This window comes from Pseudooceanicola profundus (assembly GCF_054919315.1).
Genome location: NZ_CM142898.1, coordinates 2,258,525 through 2,272,500 on the forward strand (window position 1 = coordinate 2,258,525; position 13,976 = coordinate 2,272,500).

At 66.3% G+C, this 13,976-nt stretch carries 12 protein-coding genes and 1 tRNA gene (1 of these 13 cut by a window edge); 6 read left to right on the forward strand and 7 right to left on the reverse strand.

Translation table 11 applies throughout. The annotated features are described in order from the left end of the window. Window positions 1-40: 40 nt before the first annotated feature. Window positions 41-1,741 (reverse strand): PHA/PHB synthase family protein, encoded by a 1,701-nt coding sequence (locus ACX9MO_RS10345; RefSeq protein WP_462211788.1) that lies wholly within the window; start codon window positions 1,739-1,741, stop codon window positions 41-43. A 318-nt stretch (window positions 1,742-2,059) separates the two neighbouring features. Between ACX9MO_RS10345 and ACX9MO_RS10350 the strand changes: the two genes are divergently transcribed. Next, window positions 2,060-2,785 (forward strand): SpoIIAA family protein, encoded by a 726-nt coding sequence (locus ACX9MO_RS10350; RefSeq protein ID WP_222494954.1) that lies wholly within the window; start codon window positions 2,060-2,062, stop codon window positions 2,783-2,785. A 163-nt stretch (window positions 2,786-2,948) separates the two neighbouring features. Here ACX9MO_RS10350 and ykgO read toward each other — a convergent pair whose 3' ends face one another. Both ykgO and ACX9MO_RS10360 read right to left on the reverse strand, forming a co-directional pair. After that, window positions 2,949-3,074: a type B 50S ribosomal protein L36 gene (ykgO, locus tag ACX9MO_RS10355; RefSeq protein ID WP_012177066.1), complete on the reverse strand. Its 126-nt coding sequence runs from the start codon at window positions 3,072-3,074 to the stop codon at window positions 2,949-2,951. A gap of 75 nt (window positions 3,075-3,149) precedes the next feature. After that, a tRNA-Val gene (locus ACX9MO_RS10360) sits at window positions 3,150-3,224 on the reverse strand. A gap of 148 nt (window positions 3,225-3,372) precedes the next feature. On the opposite strand from ACX9MO_RS10360, the gene ACX9MO_RS10365 reads away from it, so the two are divergent. Further along, window positions 3,373-4,236 carry an N-formylglutamate amidohydrolase gene (locus ACX9MO_RS10365; protein ID WP_222494952.1) on the forward strand — a complete coding sequence of 288 codons (864 nt, stop codon included), beginning with the start codon at window positions 3,373-3,375 and terminating at the stop codon, window positions 4,234-4,236. Between the two features lie 28 nt (window positions 4,237-4,264). On the opposite strand, the gene ACX9MO_RS10370 is transcribed toward ACX9MO_RS10365, so the two are convergent. Further along, window positions 4,265-5,518: a DNA polymerase IV gene (locus ACX9MO_RS10370; protein WP_462211789.1), complete on the reverse strand. Its 1,254-nt coding sequence runs from the start codon at window positions 5,516-5,518 to the stop codon at window positions 4,265-4,267. A 59-nt stretch (window positions 5,519-5,577) separates the two neighbouring features. Between ACX9MO_RS10370 and ACX9MO_RS10375 the strand changes: the two genes are divergently transcribed. Then, a complete protein-coding gene (locus tag ACX9MO_RS10375; RefSeq protein ID WP_222494948.1) occupies window positions 5,578-6,000 on the forward strand; it encodes an NUDIX hydrolase in 423 nt (140 codons plus the stop codon). A 473-nt stretch (window positions 6,001-6,473) separates the two neighbouring features. Here the strand turns inward: ACX9MO_RS10375 and pyrF are convergent, their stop codons facing one another. Then, a complete protein-coding gene (pyrF, locus tag ACX9MO_RS10380; RefSeq protein ID WP_462211790.1) occupies window positions 6,474-7,196 on the reverse strand; it encodes an orotidine-5'-phosphate decarboxylase in 723 nt (240 codons plus the stop codon). Window positions 7,197-7,404: 208 nt separating this feature from the next. Here pyrF and clpB point away from each other — a divergent pair, with 208 nt between their 5' ends. Further along, window positions 7,405-10,026 (forward strand): ATP-dependent chaperone ClpB, encoded by a 2,622-nt coding sequence (clpB, locus tag ACX9MO_RS10385; RefSeq protein ID WP_462211791.1) that lies wholly within the window; start codon window positions 7,405-7,407, stop codon window positions 10,024-10,026. Window positions 10,027-10,125: 99 nt separating this feature from the next. On the opposite strand, the gene ACX9MO_RS10390 is transcribed toward clpB, so the two are convergent. Both ACX9MO_RS10390 and ACX9MO_RS10395 read right to left on the reverse strand, forming a co-directional pair. After that, on the reverse strand, window positions 10,126-10,626 hold the full coding sequence (locus ACX9MO_RS10390) for a fasciclin domain-containing protein (RefSeq protein WP_462211792.1): 501 nt from the start codon (window positions 10,624-10,626) through the stop codon (window positions 10,126-10,128). A gap of 520 nt (window positions 10,627-11,146) precedes the next feature. Further along, window positions 11,147-11,599 carry a DUF302 domain-containing protein gene (locus ACX9MO_RS10395; protein WP_462211793.1) on the reverse strand — a complete coding sequence of 151 codons (453 nt, stop codon included), beginning with the start codon at window positions 11,597-11,599 and terminating at the stop codon, window positions 11,147-11,149. 121 nt (window positions 11,600-11,720) lie between these two features. Between ACX9MO_RS10395 and ACX9MO_RS10400 the strand changes: the two genes are divergently transcribed. Further along, the gene (locus tag ACX9MO_RS10400) at window positions 11,721-13,238 is read left to right on the forward strand and encodes an FMN-binding glutamate synthase family protein (protein ID WP_222494942.1); all 1,518 of its coding nucleotides are present in this window, start codon (window positions 11,721-11,723) and stop codon (window positions 13,236-13,238) included. 76 nt (window positions 13,239-13,314) lie between these two features. Beyond that, on the forward strand, window positions 13,315-13,976 hold the 5' portion of the coding sequence (gene msrP, locus ACX9MO_RS10405) for a protein-methionine-sulfoxide reductase catalytic subunit MsrP (protein WP_462211794.1). The gene runs 241 nt beyond the window's last position; only the first 662 of its 903 coding nucleotides appear in the window; the start codon lies at window positions 13,315-13,317; its stop codon lies off the right edge, out of view.

The window sequence follows — 13,976 nt, forward strand, 5'->3', positions numbered from 1 at the left end:
CGGGAGACCGGGGCGCAAGCGCGTCCCGGCCTTTGGCAGGTCACTTCTGGAAGATGTAGGTGCCCGGCGCCTTGGCGAGGCTGCGGCCCATCTTCGGGGGCGCGACCTCTGCGCCGCTATGCTGGTTGAGCCAACCGGCCCATTCCTCCCACCAGGAGCCCTCCTGCGGTGCGTGCAGCTGGAGCCAGTCATCGGGCCCCTGGTAGCGCGCGCCCACCTTGCGGTGACCGATGCGGTAGTGCCGCTTGCGGTGCCCGGGTTCCGAGACGATGCCGCCGTTGTGGCCGCCCTTGGTCAGCACGAAGCGCAGGTCGTTGTCGGTGAAGAGCTTCACCTTGTAGACCGAATGCCACGGCGCGATGTGGTCCGTCTCGGTCCCCACGACGAACATCGGCGCGGTGATGTCCTTGAGCGCGATCACCCGGCCTTCCACGGCGAACCGTCCTGCGCTGAGGCGGTTTTCGAGGAAGAGACCGCGCAGGTACTCGGAGTGCATCCGCGCGGGCATCCGGGTTGTGTCGCCATTCCAGACCGTCATGTCGGTGGCGCGTTCCTCCAACCCCATGAGGTAGCGGCGCACGGCGTGGGTCCAGATCAGGTCCTCGGCGCGGATCGCGGCGAAGGCCCCGGCCATCTGGGGCTGCGCGAGATAGCCCTGATCCCACATCATGTCCTCCAGGAAGGCGACCTGGCTCTCGTCGAGGAAGAGGAGCAGCTCGCCCGCCTCGGTGAAATCGGTCTGCGCCGCCAGCAGCGTGACACTGGCCAGACGGTCATCGCCGTCCCGCGCCATGGTCGCCGCCGCGATGGACAGAAGCGTGCCGCCGAGGCAGTAGCCGCAGGCGTGGATCTTCTGCCCCGGCACCGCGCGCGAGACCTCGTCCACCGCGGTCATGATCCCGGTCTTGCGGTAATCCTCCAGCCCGTAGTTCGCCATCTCGGCCCCGGGGTTGGTCCAGGAGATCGCAAACACCGTGTGGCCCTGTCCGACGAGGTAGTTGATGAGCGAGTTCTGCGGGCTGAGGTCGAGAATGTAGTACTTCATGATCCATGCAGGCACGATCAGCACCGGCTCGGCCCGGACGGTGTCGGTCTGGGGCGCATACTGGATCAATTCGAAGAGCTCGTTGCGGAAGATCACCTCGCCCGGCGTGCAGGCGATATCCTTGCCGACCTCGAAGCCCTCCACCGGCTCGGGCGGGGTGTGGGAGATCGCGCGGGAGGTATCGTTCAGGAAATGCCGGAAGCCCTCGGTCAGGTTGCGCCCCTTGGTCTCGCGGATCGCCTCGAGGATCTCGGGGTTCAGCCAGGGGAAGTTCGACGGGCTCGCCATGTCGAGCATCTGGCGCAGCATGAAGGCGACCCGGTCGGTGTTGTGCTTGCGCGCGCCGCGCAGCTCGCGGGTGGTCTCTTCCCAGAAGTCCGCGGTGGCGAGGAAGCCCTGCTCCCAGAGCAGGAAGGGCATCTGCTGCCAGCCCGCGTTGGTGAACCGGTGGTCGTAGTCCTTGGGTTTGAAGGGCAGGGTGCCGTCCTCGGGCGCGCCCCTGAGGGCCAGCGTCCAGATCTCGGCGGCGTTCTGGGCCGCGCGCTCCACCAGTTCCAGCTGCCGGCCGGGCGCGCGCATCAGGTGCAGCGCCCAGTCACTCCACGCCGTGGCCGTCGCATGGGGCGAGGTGCCGGCGGTGTAATGCGCCATGATCGCACGCAGGGTGCGGTCCAGATCGCGGTGCGCGCTTTCCATGGCGGGCGGCAGGGGAACAGGCGGAACGGGCACGGGCAGGCCGGGGGCCCTGGCGGGCAGCGTGTCGGCGGAACGGGGGGAGGGACTCGTATCGGACAAGGGGGATCCTTTCTGAACCGGTTGCCCGCATCGTGGCGCGGCGGGCGCGCTGGAACCATGATCTGCGTCAGCTTCATCATCCCGGGTGACGGGGCGATGACAAAGCCTTCCGGCCCCTGCGTCACGGCGAAACGTCGCGTCCACTGAAAACCGGCGTGCGAATGCCTATCTCATGGCAGAGGCGCGCCGTGCCGCGCCCTTTTGCGAAGGAGGTCGCAGATGATCGAGATCACGGAAACCACCCCCGAAGGCATCATGGAAATCCGCGCCACCGGACGGGTGACGGAACAGGATTACGAATCCGTTCTCATCCCCGCGGTGGAAAAGGCCCTGGCGGGCGAGGACAAGGTGCGCCTGCTCTATCAGGTCGGGCCGGGATTCGAGGGCTATTCCGCCGGGGCCATGTGGGCCGATGCCCGGCTGGGCATGCGGCACTGGTCGGGCTTCGACCGGGTCGCCGTCGTCACCGACAGCGAGATGCTGGCCGGATCGGTGAAGCTCTTCGGTTTTGCCATGCCCTGCCCAGTGAAGACCTTCGACCTGGAAGAGGTCGACGAGGCACGGCGCTGGCTGCGCGAATCGCTGGGAGCCTTCCACATGGAGGAGATCGGCGAGGATGCCCTGATGATCCGCCTTCTCGGCAAGCTCGACAGCAAGGTCTACGAGGAGAAGGCCGCCGACCTGGACGCATGGACGGCCAAGGCCGGGCGATTCCGCCTGCTGCTGGACCTGCGGGAGTTCGACGGCTGGCAGGGGATGTCGGCGCTGGGGCAGCACCTGTCGCTGGTGAAATCGCACCACAAGCAACCCGCGCGGGTGGCCGTGGTGGGCGATGCGGCGTGGATGCGCATGGCCGAGGGGCTGATGTCGCAGTTCCTCGAGGCGAAGACGAAGTACTTCGACGAGGATGACTTCGAGGCAGGAAAGGCCTGGCTGCTCGCCTGAGCGGGTGAGTCTTTCCCCCTTTCGCCGGGGAGGGGCCCGCCGGTGGGCGAGTCGCGGCTCGGCGCTTTCGCACGATTCGGCCCGGACCATGCGAAAGCGCCATCCGGAACAGCAAAAGGCCGCCCCGAAGGACGGCCTTTAAACCATTCCGCTGTCTCGCGGTTCAGCCCTGGCGAGCTTTGAACCGGCGCTGCGTCTTGTTGATCACGTAAACGCGGCCCTTGCGGCGCACGACACGGCAGTCGCGGTGGCGCTGCTTCAGCGAGCGGAGCGAGTTCTTGACCTTCATGGCCTTCTCCTCATTTCGCGGCGCGGCGAGCGCCTGTTAAGCGGGTGACACATCTTGCGATGTGCCGGTGAATTCTGGTGGGCGGTACAAGGATCGAACTTGTGACCCCTTCGATGTCAACGAAGTGCTCTACCGCTGAGCTAACCGCCCACTTACCTGCGTTTTCCCCTGCCCCTTCAAGTGAAAGGGCGCGGAGGTCCGCGCCGGTTTGGAGGTCTATAAAAGGACTCTCAGCGGGGATCAAGGGGGTTTTGGCGAGTTTCTTTTTCTGCCTATCATGACGCAACGAGGATTGCCTATGACCGCCGATTCCTTCCAGATTTTCCAGCCTGAAGCGATCACAACGAGCGTCATTTTTGCTTCGCCCCATTCCGGGCGGGACTATCCGCGCGCTTTTTTGCGCCGCTCGGTGCTCGATCCCTTCACGATCCGCTCGTCCGAGGACGCTTTCGTCGACGATCTTTTCGCCTGCGTGACGGAGTTCGGGGCGCAATTGCTGACCGCAAAGGTCCCGCGCGCCTATGTCGACCTGAATCGCGCCGCGGAAGAGCTTGATCCCGCAGTGATCGAGGGCGTGCGCCGGCAGGCCCACAACCCACGTATCGCCTCGGGCCTCGGGGTGATTCCCCGCGTCGTGTCGAACGGGCGGGCAATCTACTCGGGCAAGATCACGCTGGAAGAGGCGCATGAGCGGCTGGCGCGGCACTGGAAACCCTACCATGGCGCGCTTCAGGGGCTTCTGGACCGCACCCATGCCCTCTGCGGCGAGGCGATTCTGGTGGATTGCCACTCCATGCCGCACGAGGCGGTGGATTGTATCGCCCGCAGCGGGGCGCGCCGCCCCGACGTGGTGCTGGGGGATCGATTCGGCGCCTCGGCCGACGGGGCCATCGTGGACCGGATCGAACATGCGCTTCAGGACGCCGGGCTGACGGTGGTGCGCAATGCGCCGTTCGCCGGGGCCTACATGACCCAGCATTACGGGCGGCCCTCGCGGCGCCAGCACGCGGTGCAGATCGAGATCGACCGCTCGATCTACATGAACGAGCAGATGATCCGCCCCAATGCCAACTTCCGCGCGGTGCAGCGCCTGCTGCGGCAGGTGGCGCAGGACATCGCCGAGATCGGTCGCAAGCGCGAGATGCCGCTGGCGGCGGAGTAAGCTCCCGGACGTTTGCCGAATCGCGCCCTCAGCGCAGGGCGCGGCCCTTCACGATCGCATCGGGCCCGAATCGCGCGCGGATGCTGTCGGTGGCCCGTTCCGCCTTGCTGCGCCGTCCGGCGTCCGGGTCCAGCAGGTCTGCGGAGAGGTCGGCCTGCGCTTCCGGCACCAGTTCGCTGATCCCCACACCGATCAGGCGGAATGGGCCCTCGTCCCCCACACCGTCGTACAGTGCGCGCGCCCTGCGATAGATCACGTCCGCCATCTGGGTCGCATCGGGCAGCGAAATGCGCCGCGTCAGCGTGGCATGGTTCGCGCGCTTCAGCTTCAGCGTGACCACGCGGCCGGCCATCTGCTTGGCCTTGGCCCGGTCCGAGACCTTTTCGGACAGACGCCAGAGGTGACCGTCGAGGATGTCATGGCTGGCGGTGTCCTCGAAGAAGGTCGTCTCGTTCGAGATGGATTTGACCGGGTTATGGGCCGAGACCCGGCGCCGGTCCTCGCCGCGCGCGAGGAAATAGAGCCGGTCACCCATGGAGCCGAATCGCGCGTGCAGGTCCTGCCGGTCCCACCGCAGCAGGTCGGCGAAGGTGCGGATGCCGGCCTTGTCCAGCGCGGCCTGCGTGGCATTGCCCACGCCCCAGATCAGCCGCACCGGCTTCTCGCGCAGGAACTCCGCCGTCTCCGCCTCGCCGATGACGGAAAACCCGTGCGGCTTGTCGAGGTCGCTGGCCACCTTGGCGAGGAACTTGTTGTGGCTGAGCCCGATCGACCCGGTCACCCCCAGCTCGTCCCGCATCCGCCGCACGAGGCGGGCCAGCATCGTGGCGGGGGGCACGCCGTGGAGTGTCTCGGTCCCGGTCAGGTCGAGGAAGGCCTCGTCCAGCGAGAGCGGCTCGATGGCGGGGGTCATCTCCTCCATCATGGCGCGGATCGCGCGGGAGACCTCGACGTAGCGGCTCATCCGCGGCTTGATGACGACGGCATCCGGGCAGAGCTTGAGCGCCTGGAACATCGGCATGGCCGAGCGCACGCCGCGGATGCGCGCGACGTAACAGGCGGTCGAGACCACGCCGCGCCGCCCGCCGCCGATGATCACCGGCTTGGACGCCAGCTCGGGGTTGTCGCGTTTCTCGACCGAGGCATAGAAGGCGTCGCAATCCATATGGGCGATGGTCAGCCGGTTCAGCTCCGCATGGGAGACCACCCGCCGGGAGCGGCAGGCGGGGCAGGAGGCACCCTGCTCAAAAGGTGTGAGGCAATCGCGGCAAAGGGCTGGCATCGGACGAAAAGCGCGGGCGGGTCCATGGATGTTTCGCAAAGCCATCTTACATTGGCGCCATGGAGAGTGACACCGGATTCGTGGGCGCCAAGCTGGCGCTGTTCCTCGGCGAGGAGCTGCTTGTCATCCGGCGTGATGACCGGCCGGATATCCCCTGGCCGGATTTCCTCGATTTCCCCGGTGGCGGGCGCGAAGGCGACGAGGGCCCCGAGGCCTGCGCGCTGCGCGAAACGCTGGAGGAGGTCTCTCTCGACCTGCCGGACACGGTGCTGATCTGGCGGCGCAGCTACGACCGGCCCCATGGGCGGGTCTGGTTCTTCGTGGCGCGGGTCGAGGACTGGCGCGTCGATGACGTGGTGCTGGGCGACGAGGGGCAGGGCTGGGAGATGATGTCGGCCGACGCCTACCTCGCGCATCCCGACTCGATCCCGCATTTCCGGGGCTATCTGCTGGATTACCTGGAGAGCGAGCGGGCGGCCTGAGGGGCGGAGGGGACTGGCGGTATGCAGGTGCTGACGATGGGTGGGGACGCGTTCGCCGTATGTACCGCGAAGACAGACTGATCGCGTCTCCCCTGGCATAGCCACGACTGCCTTCGCCACTTCGGCGCAAGGTCGCTCGGGCCCGCCCCCAGACGCCAAGCCGCGGATCGACGGCGCGCGCGAGGGTGATCCGGACCGCTCTGGCTACCACTTTATCGCAGCGACACTCGCCGCTCCCTCTCAAGAGACCGCCCGGCCTCGACCCAAATCGCCGCCGCGTGGGGGCCTGCCTGCGATGCGCGGCCGCCTGCGGCCTTGTCCCGCGCATGCGCCGCTTGGCAAACGGGCAGGGGATGGCGACTCGGGGCAGGGACTGCCATGATATCCGACGAGACGCCTTGCGACCTCCTCCAGCCCCCTGCCAAAGAAAAAGGGCCGCAAGCGCGGCCCCTCTCACGACACGTCGTCAGCGCTCACGCGAAGGAGGCGTTGGTCTTCCAAGCATCCGCGATTTCGCGCTGAATCGCCTGGGCGGCTGCGCGCGGGTCTTTTGCGCGCCAGATCGGGCGGCCCACCACGATGTGGTCGACACCGTCCTTGATCGCCAGCGACGGCGTCGCGATCCGCTTCTGGTCGCCCTTGTCGGCCCCCAGAGGGCGCACGCCCGGCGTCACGATCAGCCGGCCCTCGGCCTGCGGCAGGGCGCGGATCGCCGCCGCTTCCTGAGGCGAGGCGATGATCCCGTCGGCCCCGGCCTCGAAGGCCTTGGCCGCGCGTTCGATGACGATGTCGCGCACGTCGCCTGCCTTCATCAGCCCGTCGTCGAGATCGGAGCTCTCCAAGGAGGTCAGGATGGTGACGGCGAGGATCTTGGTCTGCGAGGCGCCCGCCCCTTCCTTGGCCGCGCGCACCACGTGCGGGTCGCCGTGCACCGTGAGGAAGTCGAGGTCGAACGCCGCCAGACCGCGCACCGCGTTTTCCACCGTGGCGCCGATGTCGAAGAGCTTCATGTCGAGGAAGATGCGCTTGCCATGCTCCTGCTTGAGCTCGTTGGCGAGCGCGAGGCCCCCGCCGGTCAGCATTCCGAGGCCGATCTTGTAGAAACTCACGGCGTCGCCGATCGTCTCGGCAAGCTGCAACCCGGACAGGGCATCGGGTACGTCGAGAGCGACGATCAGGCGGTCATCTGCGGTCATTGGGAGGTCTCCTGCGATTTTCCCGAGTATATAGAGAGTGCCGATCCCCGGCAAGATCGGGGTGCGGCAAAAAAACCACAGTTTGTGCGGCGGGACATCTTGGAAAGCCCGGGACGCTCCCCCATCTTGTCTATCGAGGCCCCGAACGGGAGCGCGCCGCCAAGCGGGCGTTTCGAACGAGGGGTGCTATTGAGGAAGGAGTTTGCCGATGAACATGGAAAAGTTCACGGAACGGTCGCGCGGTTTTCTTCAGGCCGCCCAGACCATTGCGATGCGGGAGAGCCATCAGAAACTGGCGCCCGAGCATCTGCTCAAGGCCCTGATGGATGACAGTGAAGGTCTCGCCTCGAACCTGATCAACCGCGCCGGCGGCGACGCCAAGCGGGTGAAGCAGCAGGTCGAGATCGCGCTGAAGAAAATCCCGCAGGTGAGCGGCGACGCCGGCCAGATCTACATGGACAGCCAGACCGCGAAGGTTCTGGGCGAGGCCGAGAAGCTGGCCGAGAAGGCGAAGGACTCGTTTGTCCCCGTCGAACGGCTGCTGACCGCGCTTGCGCTGGTGAAGAGCCCGGCCAAGGACGCGCTGGAGGCGGGCAAGGTGTCCGCGCAGAGCCTGAACGAGGCGATCAACGACATTCGCAAGGGCCGCACGGCCGACAGCGCGAATGCCGAGGATACCTTCGAGGCGCTGGATAAATACGCCCGCGACCTGACCAAGGCGGCCGAGGAAGGCAAGATCGACCCGATCATCGGGCGCGACGATGAAATCCGCCGCTCGATGCAGGTGCTGTCGCGCCGGACCAAGAACAACCCGGTCCTGATCGGGGAACCCGGCGTCGGTAAGACCGCGATTGCCGAGGGTCTGGCCCTGCGCATCGTCAACGGCGACGTGCCGGAGAGCCTGCGCAACAAACGCCTGCTGGCGCTGGACATGGGCGCACTGATTGCCGGGGCCAAGTACCGCGGCGAGTTCGAGGAGCGGCTGAAGTCCATCCTGTCGGAAATCGAATCCGCGGCGGGTGAGGTCATCCTCTTCATCGACGAGATGCACACGCTCGTCGGGGCCGGCAAGACCGATGGCGCGATGGATGCGGCCAACCTGATCAAGCCTGCGCTTGCCCGGGGGGAACTGCACTGCATCGGGGCCACCACGCTCGACGAATACCGCAAGTATGTCGAGAAGGACGCCGCCCTTGCGCGCCGGTTCCAGCCGGTGATGGTCAGCGAACCGACGGTCGAGGACACGATCTCGATCCTGCGGGGCATCAAGGAGAAGTACGAGCTGCACCATGGCGTGCGGATCTCGGACAGTGCCCTCGTGGCGGCCGCGACGCTCTCGAACCGCTACATCACGGACCGGTTCCTGCCCGACAAGGCGATCGACCTCGTGGATGAGGCCGCCAGCCGCCTGCGGATGGAGGTCGACAGCAAGCCCGAAGAGCTGGACCAGCTCGACCGGCAGATCCTGCAGATGCAGATCGAGGTCGAGGCGCTCAAGCTCGAGGATGACGCGGCCTCCCGAGACCGGCTGGAGACGCTCGAGAAGGAGCTGGCCGACCTGCAGGACCGGTCTGACGAGATGACCGCCAAGTGGCAGGCCGAACGCGACAAGCTGGCCGGGGCCCGCGAGCTGAAGGAACAGCTGGACCGCGCCCGCGCGGATCTGGAGATCGCCAAGCGGAACGGGGATCTGGCGAAAGCCGGTGAACTCTCCTACGGCGTGATCCCGCAGCTGGAAAAACAGCTGGGCGAGGCCGAGGCGGCGGAAGCCGAAGGCGGCGTCATGGTCGAGGAAGCGGTGCGTCCGGAGCAGATCGCGCAAGTGGTCGAACGCTGGACGGGCATTCCCACGGCCAAGATGCTGGAAGGCGAGCGCGAGAAGCTGCTGCGCATGGAAGACGGCCTGCACAAGCGGGTCATCGGCCAGAACGCGGCGGTCCGGGCGGTGGCGAATGCCGTGCGCCGGGCGCGTGCGGGCCTGAACGACGAGAACCGTCCGCTGGGCTCGTTCCTCTTCCTCGGGCCGACCGGCGTGGGTAAGACCGAGCTGACCAAGGCCGTGGCCGAGTTCCTCTTCGACGACGACAACGCGATGGTGCGTATCGACATGTCGGAGTTCATGGAGAAACACTCGGTCGCCCGTCTGATCGGTGCCCCGCCGGGATACGTCGGCTATGACGAAGGCGGTGTCCTGACCGAAGCCGTGCGTCGGCGTCCCTACCAGGTCGTCCTCTTCGACGAGGTCGAGAAGGCGCACCCGGATGTCTTCAACGTGCTTTTGCAGGTTCTGGACGATGGTGTGCTGACCGATGGCCAGGGCCGTCGGGTCGACTTCAAGCAGACGCTCATCGTGCTGACCTCGAACCTCGGGGCGCAGGCGCTGAGCCAGCTGCCCGAAGGGGCCGATGCGGCGGATGCGAAGCGTGACGTGATGGATGCGGTGAAGGCCCACTTCCGGCCCGAGTTCCTCAACCGTCTGGACGAGATCATCGTCTTCGACCGGCTGGCCCGGGCGGACATGGACGGGATCGTCACGATCCAGCTGGGTCGCCTCGAGAAACGCCTTGCGGGTCGCAAGATCCATCTGGCGCTGGACGAGGGCGCCCGGAAGTGGCTGGCCGACGAAGGCTACGACCCGGTGTTCGGGGCGCGGCCGCTGAAACGGGTCATCCAGCGTGCGTTGCAGGATCCGCTGGCCGAGCTGCTGCTGGCAGGCGACGTGAAGGACGGCGACACCATCCCCGTCACGGCGGGGGCCGAAGGGCTCCTTTTGGGCGAGAAGCTGGGCGCCAGCAACCGCGACAAGCCGCAGGACGCGGTGGTCCACTGAGGGCTGCGTCAGCGCAGAACGACAAACCCCGCCGGAGCGATCCGGCGGGGTTTTTCATGTCCGGGTGCGGGGCTGGGGCCCCGCAGGCCGAAACGGCACTTACATCGCGGCGTCAGGCATCAGCACCGATTCGATCACGTGGATCACGCCGTTGGAGGCTTCCACGTCGGGCATCACAACGGTGGCCTCATCGACCATCACGCTGTCCCCCAGCGAGATCTCGATCTCTTCGCCTTCCACCGTAGCGGCCATCATGCCGTCGGTCAGGTCACCGGACATCACCGCGCCCGGCACGACGTGGTAGGTCAGGATCTCGGTCAGCTTGTCCTTGTTCTCGGGCAGCAGCAGGCTGTCGACGGTGCCTTCGGGGAGGGCGGCGAATGCCTCGTCGGTGGGGGCGAAGACCGTGAAGGGACCGTCCCCTTTCAGGGTCTCGACAAGGCCGGCTGCTTCGGCTGCGGCCAGCAGGGTGCCGAAATCGCCGGCTTCGGTGGCGGTATCGACAATGTCCTTCTTGCCCATGTGGTTGTCGGCGAGCAGGGCGGTGGGCGCGGTCAGCGAGGCAACGGCGGCGAGGGCGATAAAGCTGCGGCGGATCATCTTGATATCTCCATGTTCTGGTTTGCTGCACCGTCATCGGCGTCAGTGAACGGGATACCCGGCGGGGGCGGAACTGGATCACCCTCAAGAAATCGCGAGCCGGTGTTGACGCGCGGCGCTATTGGGTCAAGCCGGGGCCTGTCGGGATTTCCAGTCACGATGCGGTGTTTTCATGTGATCCGCGGTGAACCGCCTTTTCGATTTTTTTCGTGATGTGAAATGATTGGGGCCGCTTGGGAGCGGGAAAAATGCGGGTCACTCCGACGCCTCCGCGTCCGATGGGCCGGTGGAGGCGTAGGGCAGGGGCGCCAGCGGCACGGTGGTGGTGGGAGCCTCTCGGTTCCGCGCGGCGTGTCCCGGTCAATCGGCCGGTGAAGCGCGGGGCGAGGGTGGGGTCGCGGCGCGCGGCGGCCAGTCGCTGCCCGCGCCGGCACGTCAAAGGGGGACACCGCGCCCACCCCGGGGCGGGCGCTGGCCGTTCATTTCGTGTGACCGTTGGCCCGGAGGCCGGCCCTGAGGCTCAGTCCATCCCGATGGCGTTGCGGGCGATGCGATCCAGCAGGGCCTCGACCTCCTTCATCGGGCCGTCTGGAAAGGCGCGGTAGCCGATCACCGTCTCCTCCGGCGTGTCCGCCTTCACCGCCACGAAGATATCATAGGGGCAGAAGCGGATGTTCATCGGGTCGGCCTCCATCACCTTGCGCGACAGCGCCGCGGAGCAGAAGGAATAGACATCTGCCGCCTTGAAGATCTCGACATCCGAGCCGACGTCGGCGCGGGTTCGCGCCAGCATCTCGCCCACGTGGCTGGTGGCATCGATCACCAGTCCCTCGTCGATGATCGCATTCTCCAGCCCGAAGACAACGTCCTCGAAACTCTCCTGCGTCGTGTAGCTGACCAGCCCCTCCGCCATGGCGGGCAGGGCCGGGAGCGCCAGCAATAGGGCGCCGCCGATCATCCCTGAAACTTTCATGGGATCCTCCTCCGGTTTTTCACGGCAGGTTACTTGCCGCTGTCACCATATAATCGCAGTCTGGCCCCGATGTTGAGGTGACAAATCGGGCCCGGCCCGAAGACGCCAAAGGGAGTGTGTCATGGACTTCGCGGGAAGCGCGCTGGAATATCTTGCGCTGTTCTTCATCCTAGCAATCGGTTTCGCGGCGCTGCTCGCGGTCGGGATGTATGTCATCGACCGCTGGCAGTCGGACGATGCGATCCTTCGGAACTATCCCGTCATCGGGCGGTTTCGCGGGCTCTTCACCAAGCTGGGTGAGTTCTTCCGGCAGTACTTCTTTGCCATGGACCGCGAGGAGATGCCCTTCAACCGGGCGCAGCGCGATTGGGTCTACCATGCGGGCAAGGGCGAGGGGAACACGATCGCCTTCGGCTCGACCCGCAACCTGACGATCCCCGGCACGACGATCTTCGTGAACTCCACCTTCCCGCCGCTGGATGACCAGTTCGCCGCCTCGCAGCCGATGGAGATCGGGCCGACCGCGCGGATGCCCTACATGGCGCATTCGATCTTCAATATCTCCGGCATGTCCTACGGTGCCATCTCGCGCCCCGCGATCGAGGCGCTGAGCCGTGGCGCGGCCAAGGCGGGCATCTGGCTGAACACCGGCGAGGGCGGGCTGAGCCCCTACCACGAGGAGGCCAACTGCGACATCGTCTACCAGATCGGTACGGCGAAATACGGTGTCCGCGACGCCGAGGGCCGCCTGAACGACGAGAAGCTGCGGCAGGTTGCGGCGCACCCGCAGGTCAAGATGTTCGAGCTGAAGCTGGCGCAGGGCGCCAAGCCCGGCAAGGGCGGCATCCTGCCCGGCGCCAAGGTCGACGAGGAAGTGTCCCGTATCCGGGGCATCCACGTGGGGCAGGATTCGATCTCGCCCAACCGGCACCTCGATATCGCGGACTTCGGCCAGCTGCTCGACATGATCGGCCATATCCGCGAGGTGACCGGCCGCCCGGTGGGCTTCAAGACGGTGATCGGGTCCTCCGACGCCTACGAGGAACTCTTCGAGCTGATCCTCGAACGCGGGCCGGACTGCGCGCCCGACTTCATCACCATCGACGGCGGCGAGGGCGGCACCGGTGCCGCGCCGATGCCGCTGATGGACCTTGTCGGCATGCAGATCCGCGAGGCGCTGCCCCGGATCGTAGACATGCGCGACCGCTACGGGCTGAAGGACCGCATCCGCATCATCGCATCGGGCAAGCTGGTGAACCCCGGCGACGTGGCTTGGGCGATCTGCGCGGGGGCGGATATCGTGACTTCGGCCCGGGGCTTCATGTTCGCCCTCGGCTGCATTCAGGCGCTGAAGTGCAACAAGAACACCTGTCCCACGGGCATCACCACCCACGATCCGCACCTGCAGCGCGGCCTCGTGGTGGAACAGAAGTACGAGAAGGTCGCCAACTACGCCAAGCAGGTGATCAAGGAAGTCGAGATGATCGCCCACTCCGTCGGCGTGGCCGAACCGCGGCTGATGCGGCGGCGGCATGTGCGCATCGTGCAGTCCAACGGCGAGAGCATCCCGATGAACAAGCTGCGCCCCTCGGTCATGCCGGAAAAGGGCCCGGGTTACAGCGCGACCACAAAGATGTGAGGTGCGCGGGGCATCTGTAACGCCTCCTGTGCCGTATACGAAGAGTATAGGGAAGCAACCACAGGGGAGCCGAACCATGGCCCGGATCTGGAAGGGGCGTTTCCGCGACTGCGACGTCACGCCCGAAGAGATGTACCTCAACCGCCGTCAGATCATGGCGGGGGCGATCGGCCTGGGGGTCGGCTCCATCGCGGGGCCGGCGCTTGCCGCCCCCTCGGGGCTGACGCCGAACACGCTGGAAGAGATCACCAACTACAACAACTACTACGAATTCGGCACCGGCAAGGAAGACCCTGCCCGGAACGCCGGCTCGCTGACCGTGAAGCCCTGGACCGTCAAGATCGACGGCATGGTGGACACGCCGGGCGACTATGCGCTCGATGACATCCTTTCCGGCCAGCAGATCGAGGAGCGGATCTACCGCCTGCGCTGTGTCGAAGCCTGGTCCATGGTGATCCCGTGGAACGGCTTCGAACTGGGCAAGCTGCTGCAGCGGGTCGGCGTCCAGTCCGGCGCTAAATACGTGGCCTTCGAAACCGCGCTGCGCCCGGACGAGATGCCCGGCGTGCGCTATCCCGTCCTCGACTGGCCCTACCGCGAGGGGCTGCGCCTCGACGAGGCGATGCATCCGCTGACCCTCGTGGCGACGGGGCTCTACGGGAAGGACCTGCCGAACCAGAACGGCGCGCCGCTGCGCCTCGTGGTGCCGTGGAAGTATGGCTTCAAGTCGATCAAGTC

Coding starts and splice junctions, on each gene's coding strand:
- ACX9MO_RS10345 (WP_462211788.1), bottom strand. CDS start 1,741: ATGGAAAGCGCGCACCGCGATCTGGACCGCACCCTGCGTGCGATCATG.
- ACX9MO_RS10350 (WP_222494954.1), top strand. CDS start 2,060: ATGATCGAGATCACGGAAACCACCCCCGAAGGCATCATGGAAATCCGC.
- ykgO (WP_012177066.1), bottom strand. CDS start 3,074: ATGAAGGTCAAGAACTCGCTCCGCTCGCTGAAGCAGCGCCACCGCGAC.
- ACX9MO_RS10365 (WP_222494952.1), top strand. CDS start 3,373: ATGACCGCCGATTCCTTCCAGATTTTCCAGCCTGAAGCGATCACAACG.
- ACX9MO_RS10370 (WP_462211789.1), bottom strand. CDS start 5,518: ATGCCAGCCCTTTGCCGCGATTGCCTCACACCTTTTGAGCAGGGTGCC.
- ACX9MO_RS10375 (WP_222494948.1), top strand. CDS start 5,578: ATGGAGAGTGACACCGGATTCGTGGGCGCCAAGCTGGCGCTGTTCCTC.
- pyrF (WP_462211790.1), bottom strand. CDS start 7,196: ATGACCGCAGATGACCGCCTGATCGTCGCTCTCGACGTACCCGATGCC.
- clpB (WP_462211791.1), top strand. CDS start 7,405: ATGAACATGGAAAAGTTCACGGAACGGTCGCGCGGTTTTCTTCAGGCC.
- ACX9MO_RS10390 (WP_462211792.1), bottom strand. CDS start 10,626: ATGATCCGCCGCAGCTTTATCGCCCTCGCCGCCGTTGCCTCGCTGACC.
- ACX9MO_RS10395 (WP_462211793.1), bottom strand. CDS start 11,599: ATGAAAGTTTCAGGGATGATCGGCGGCGCCCTATTGCTGGCGCTCCCG.
- ACX9MO_RS10400 (WP_222494942.1), top strand. CDS start 11,721: ATGGACTTCGCGGGAAGCGCGCTGGAATATCTTGCGCTGTTCTTCATC.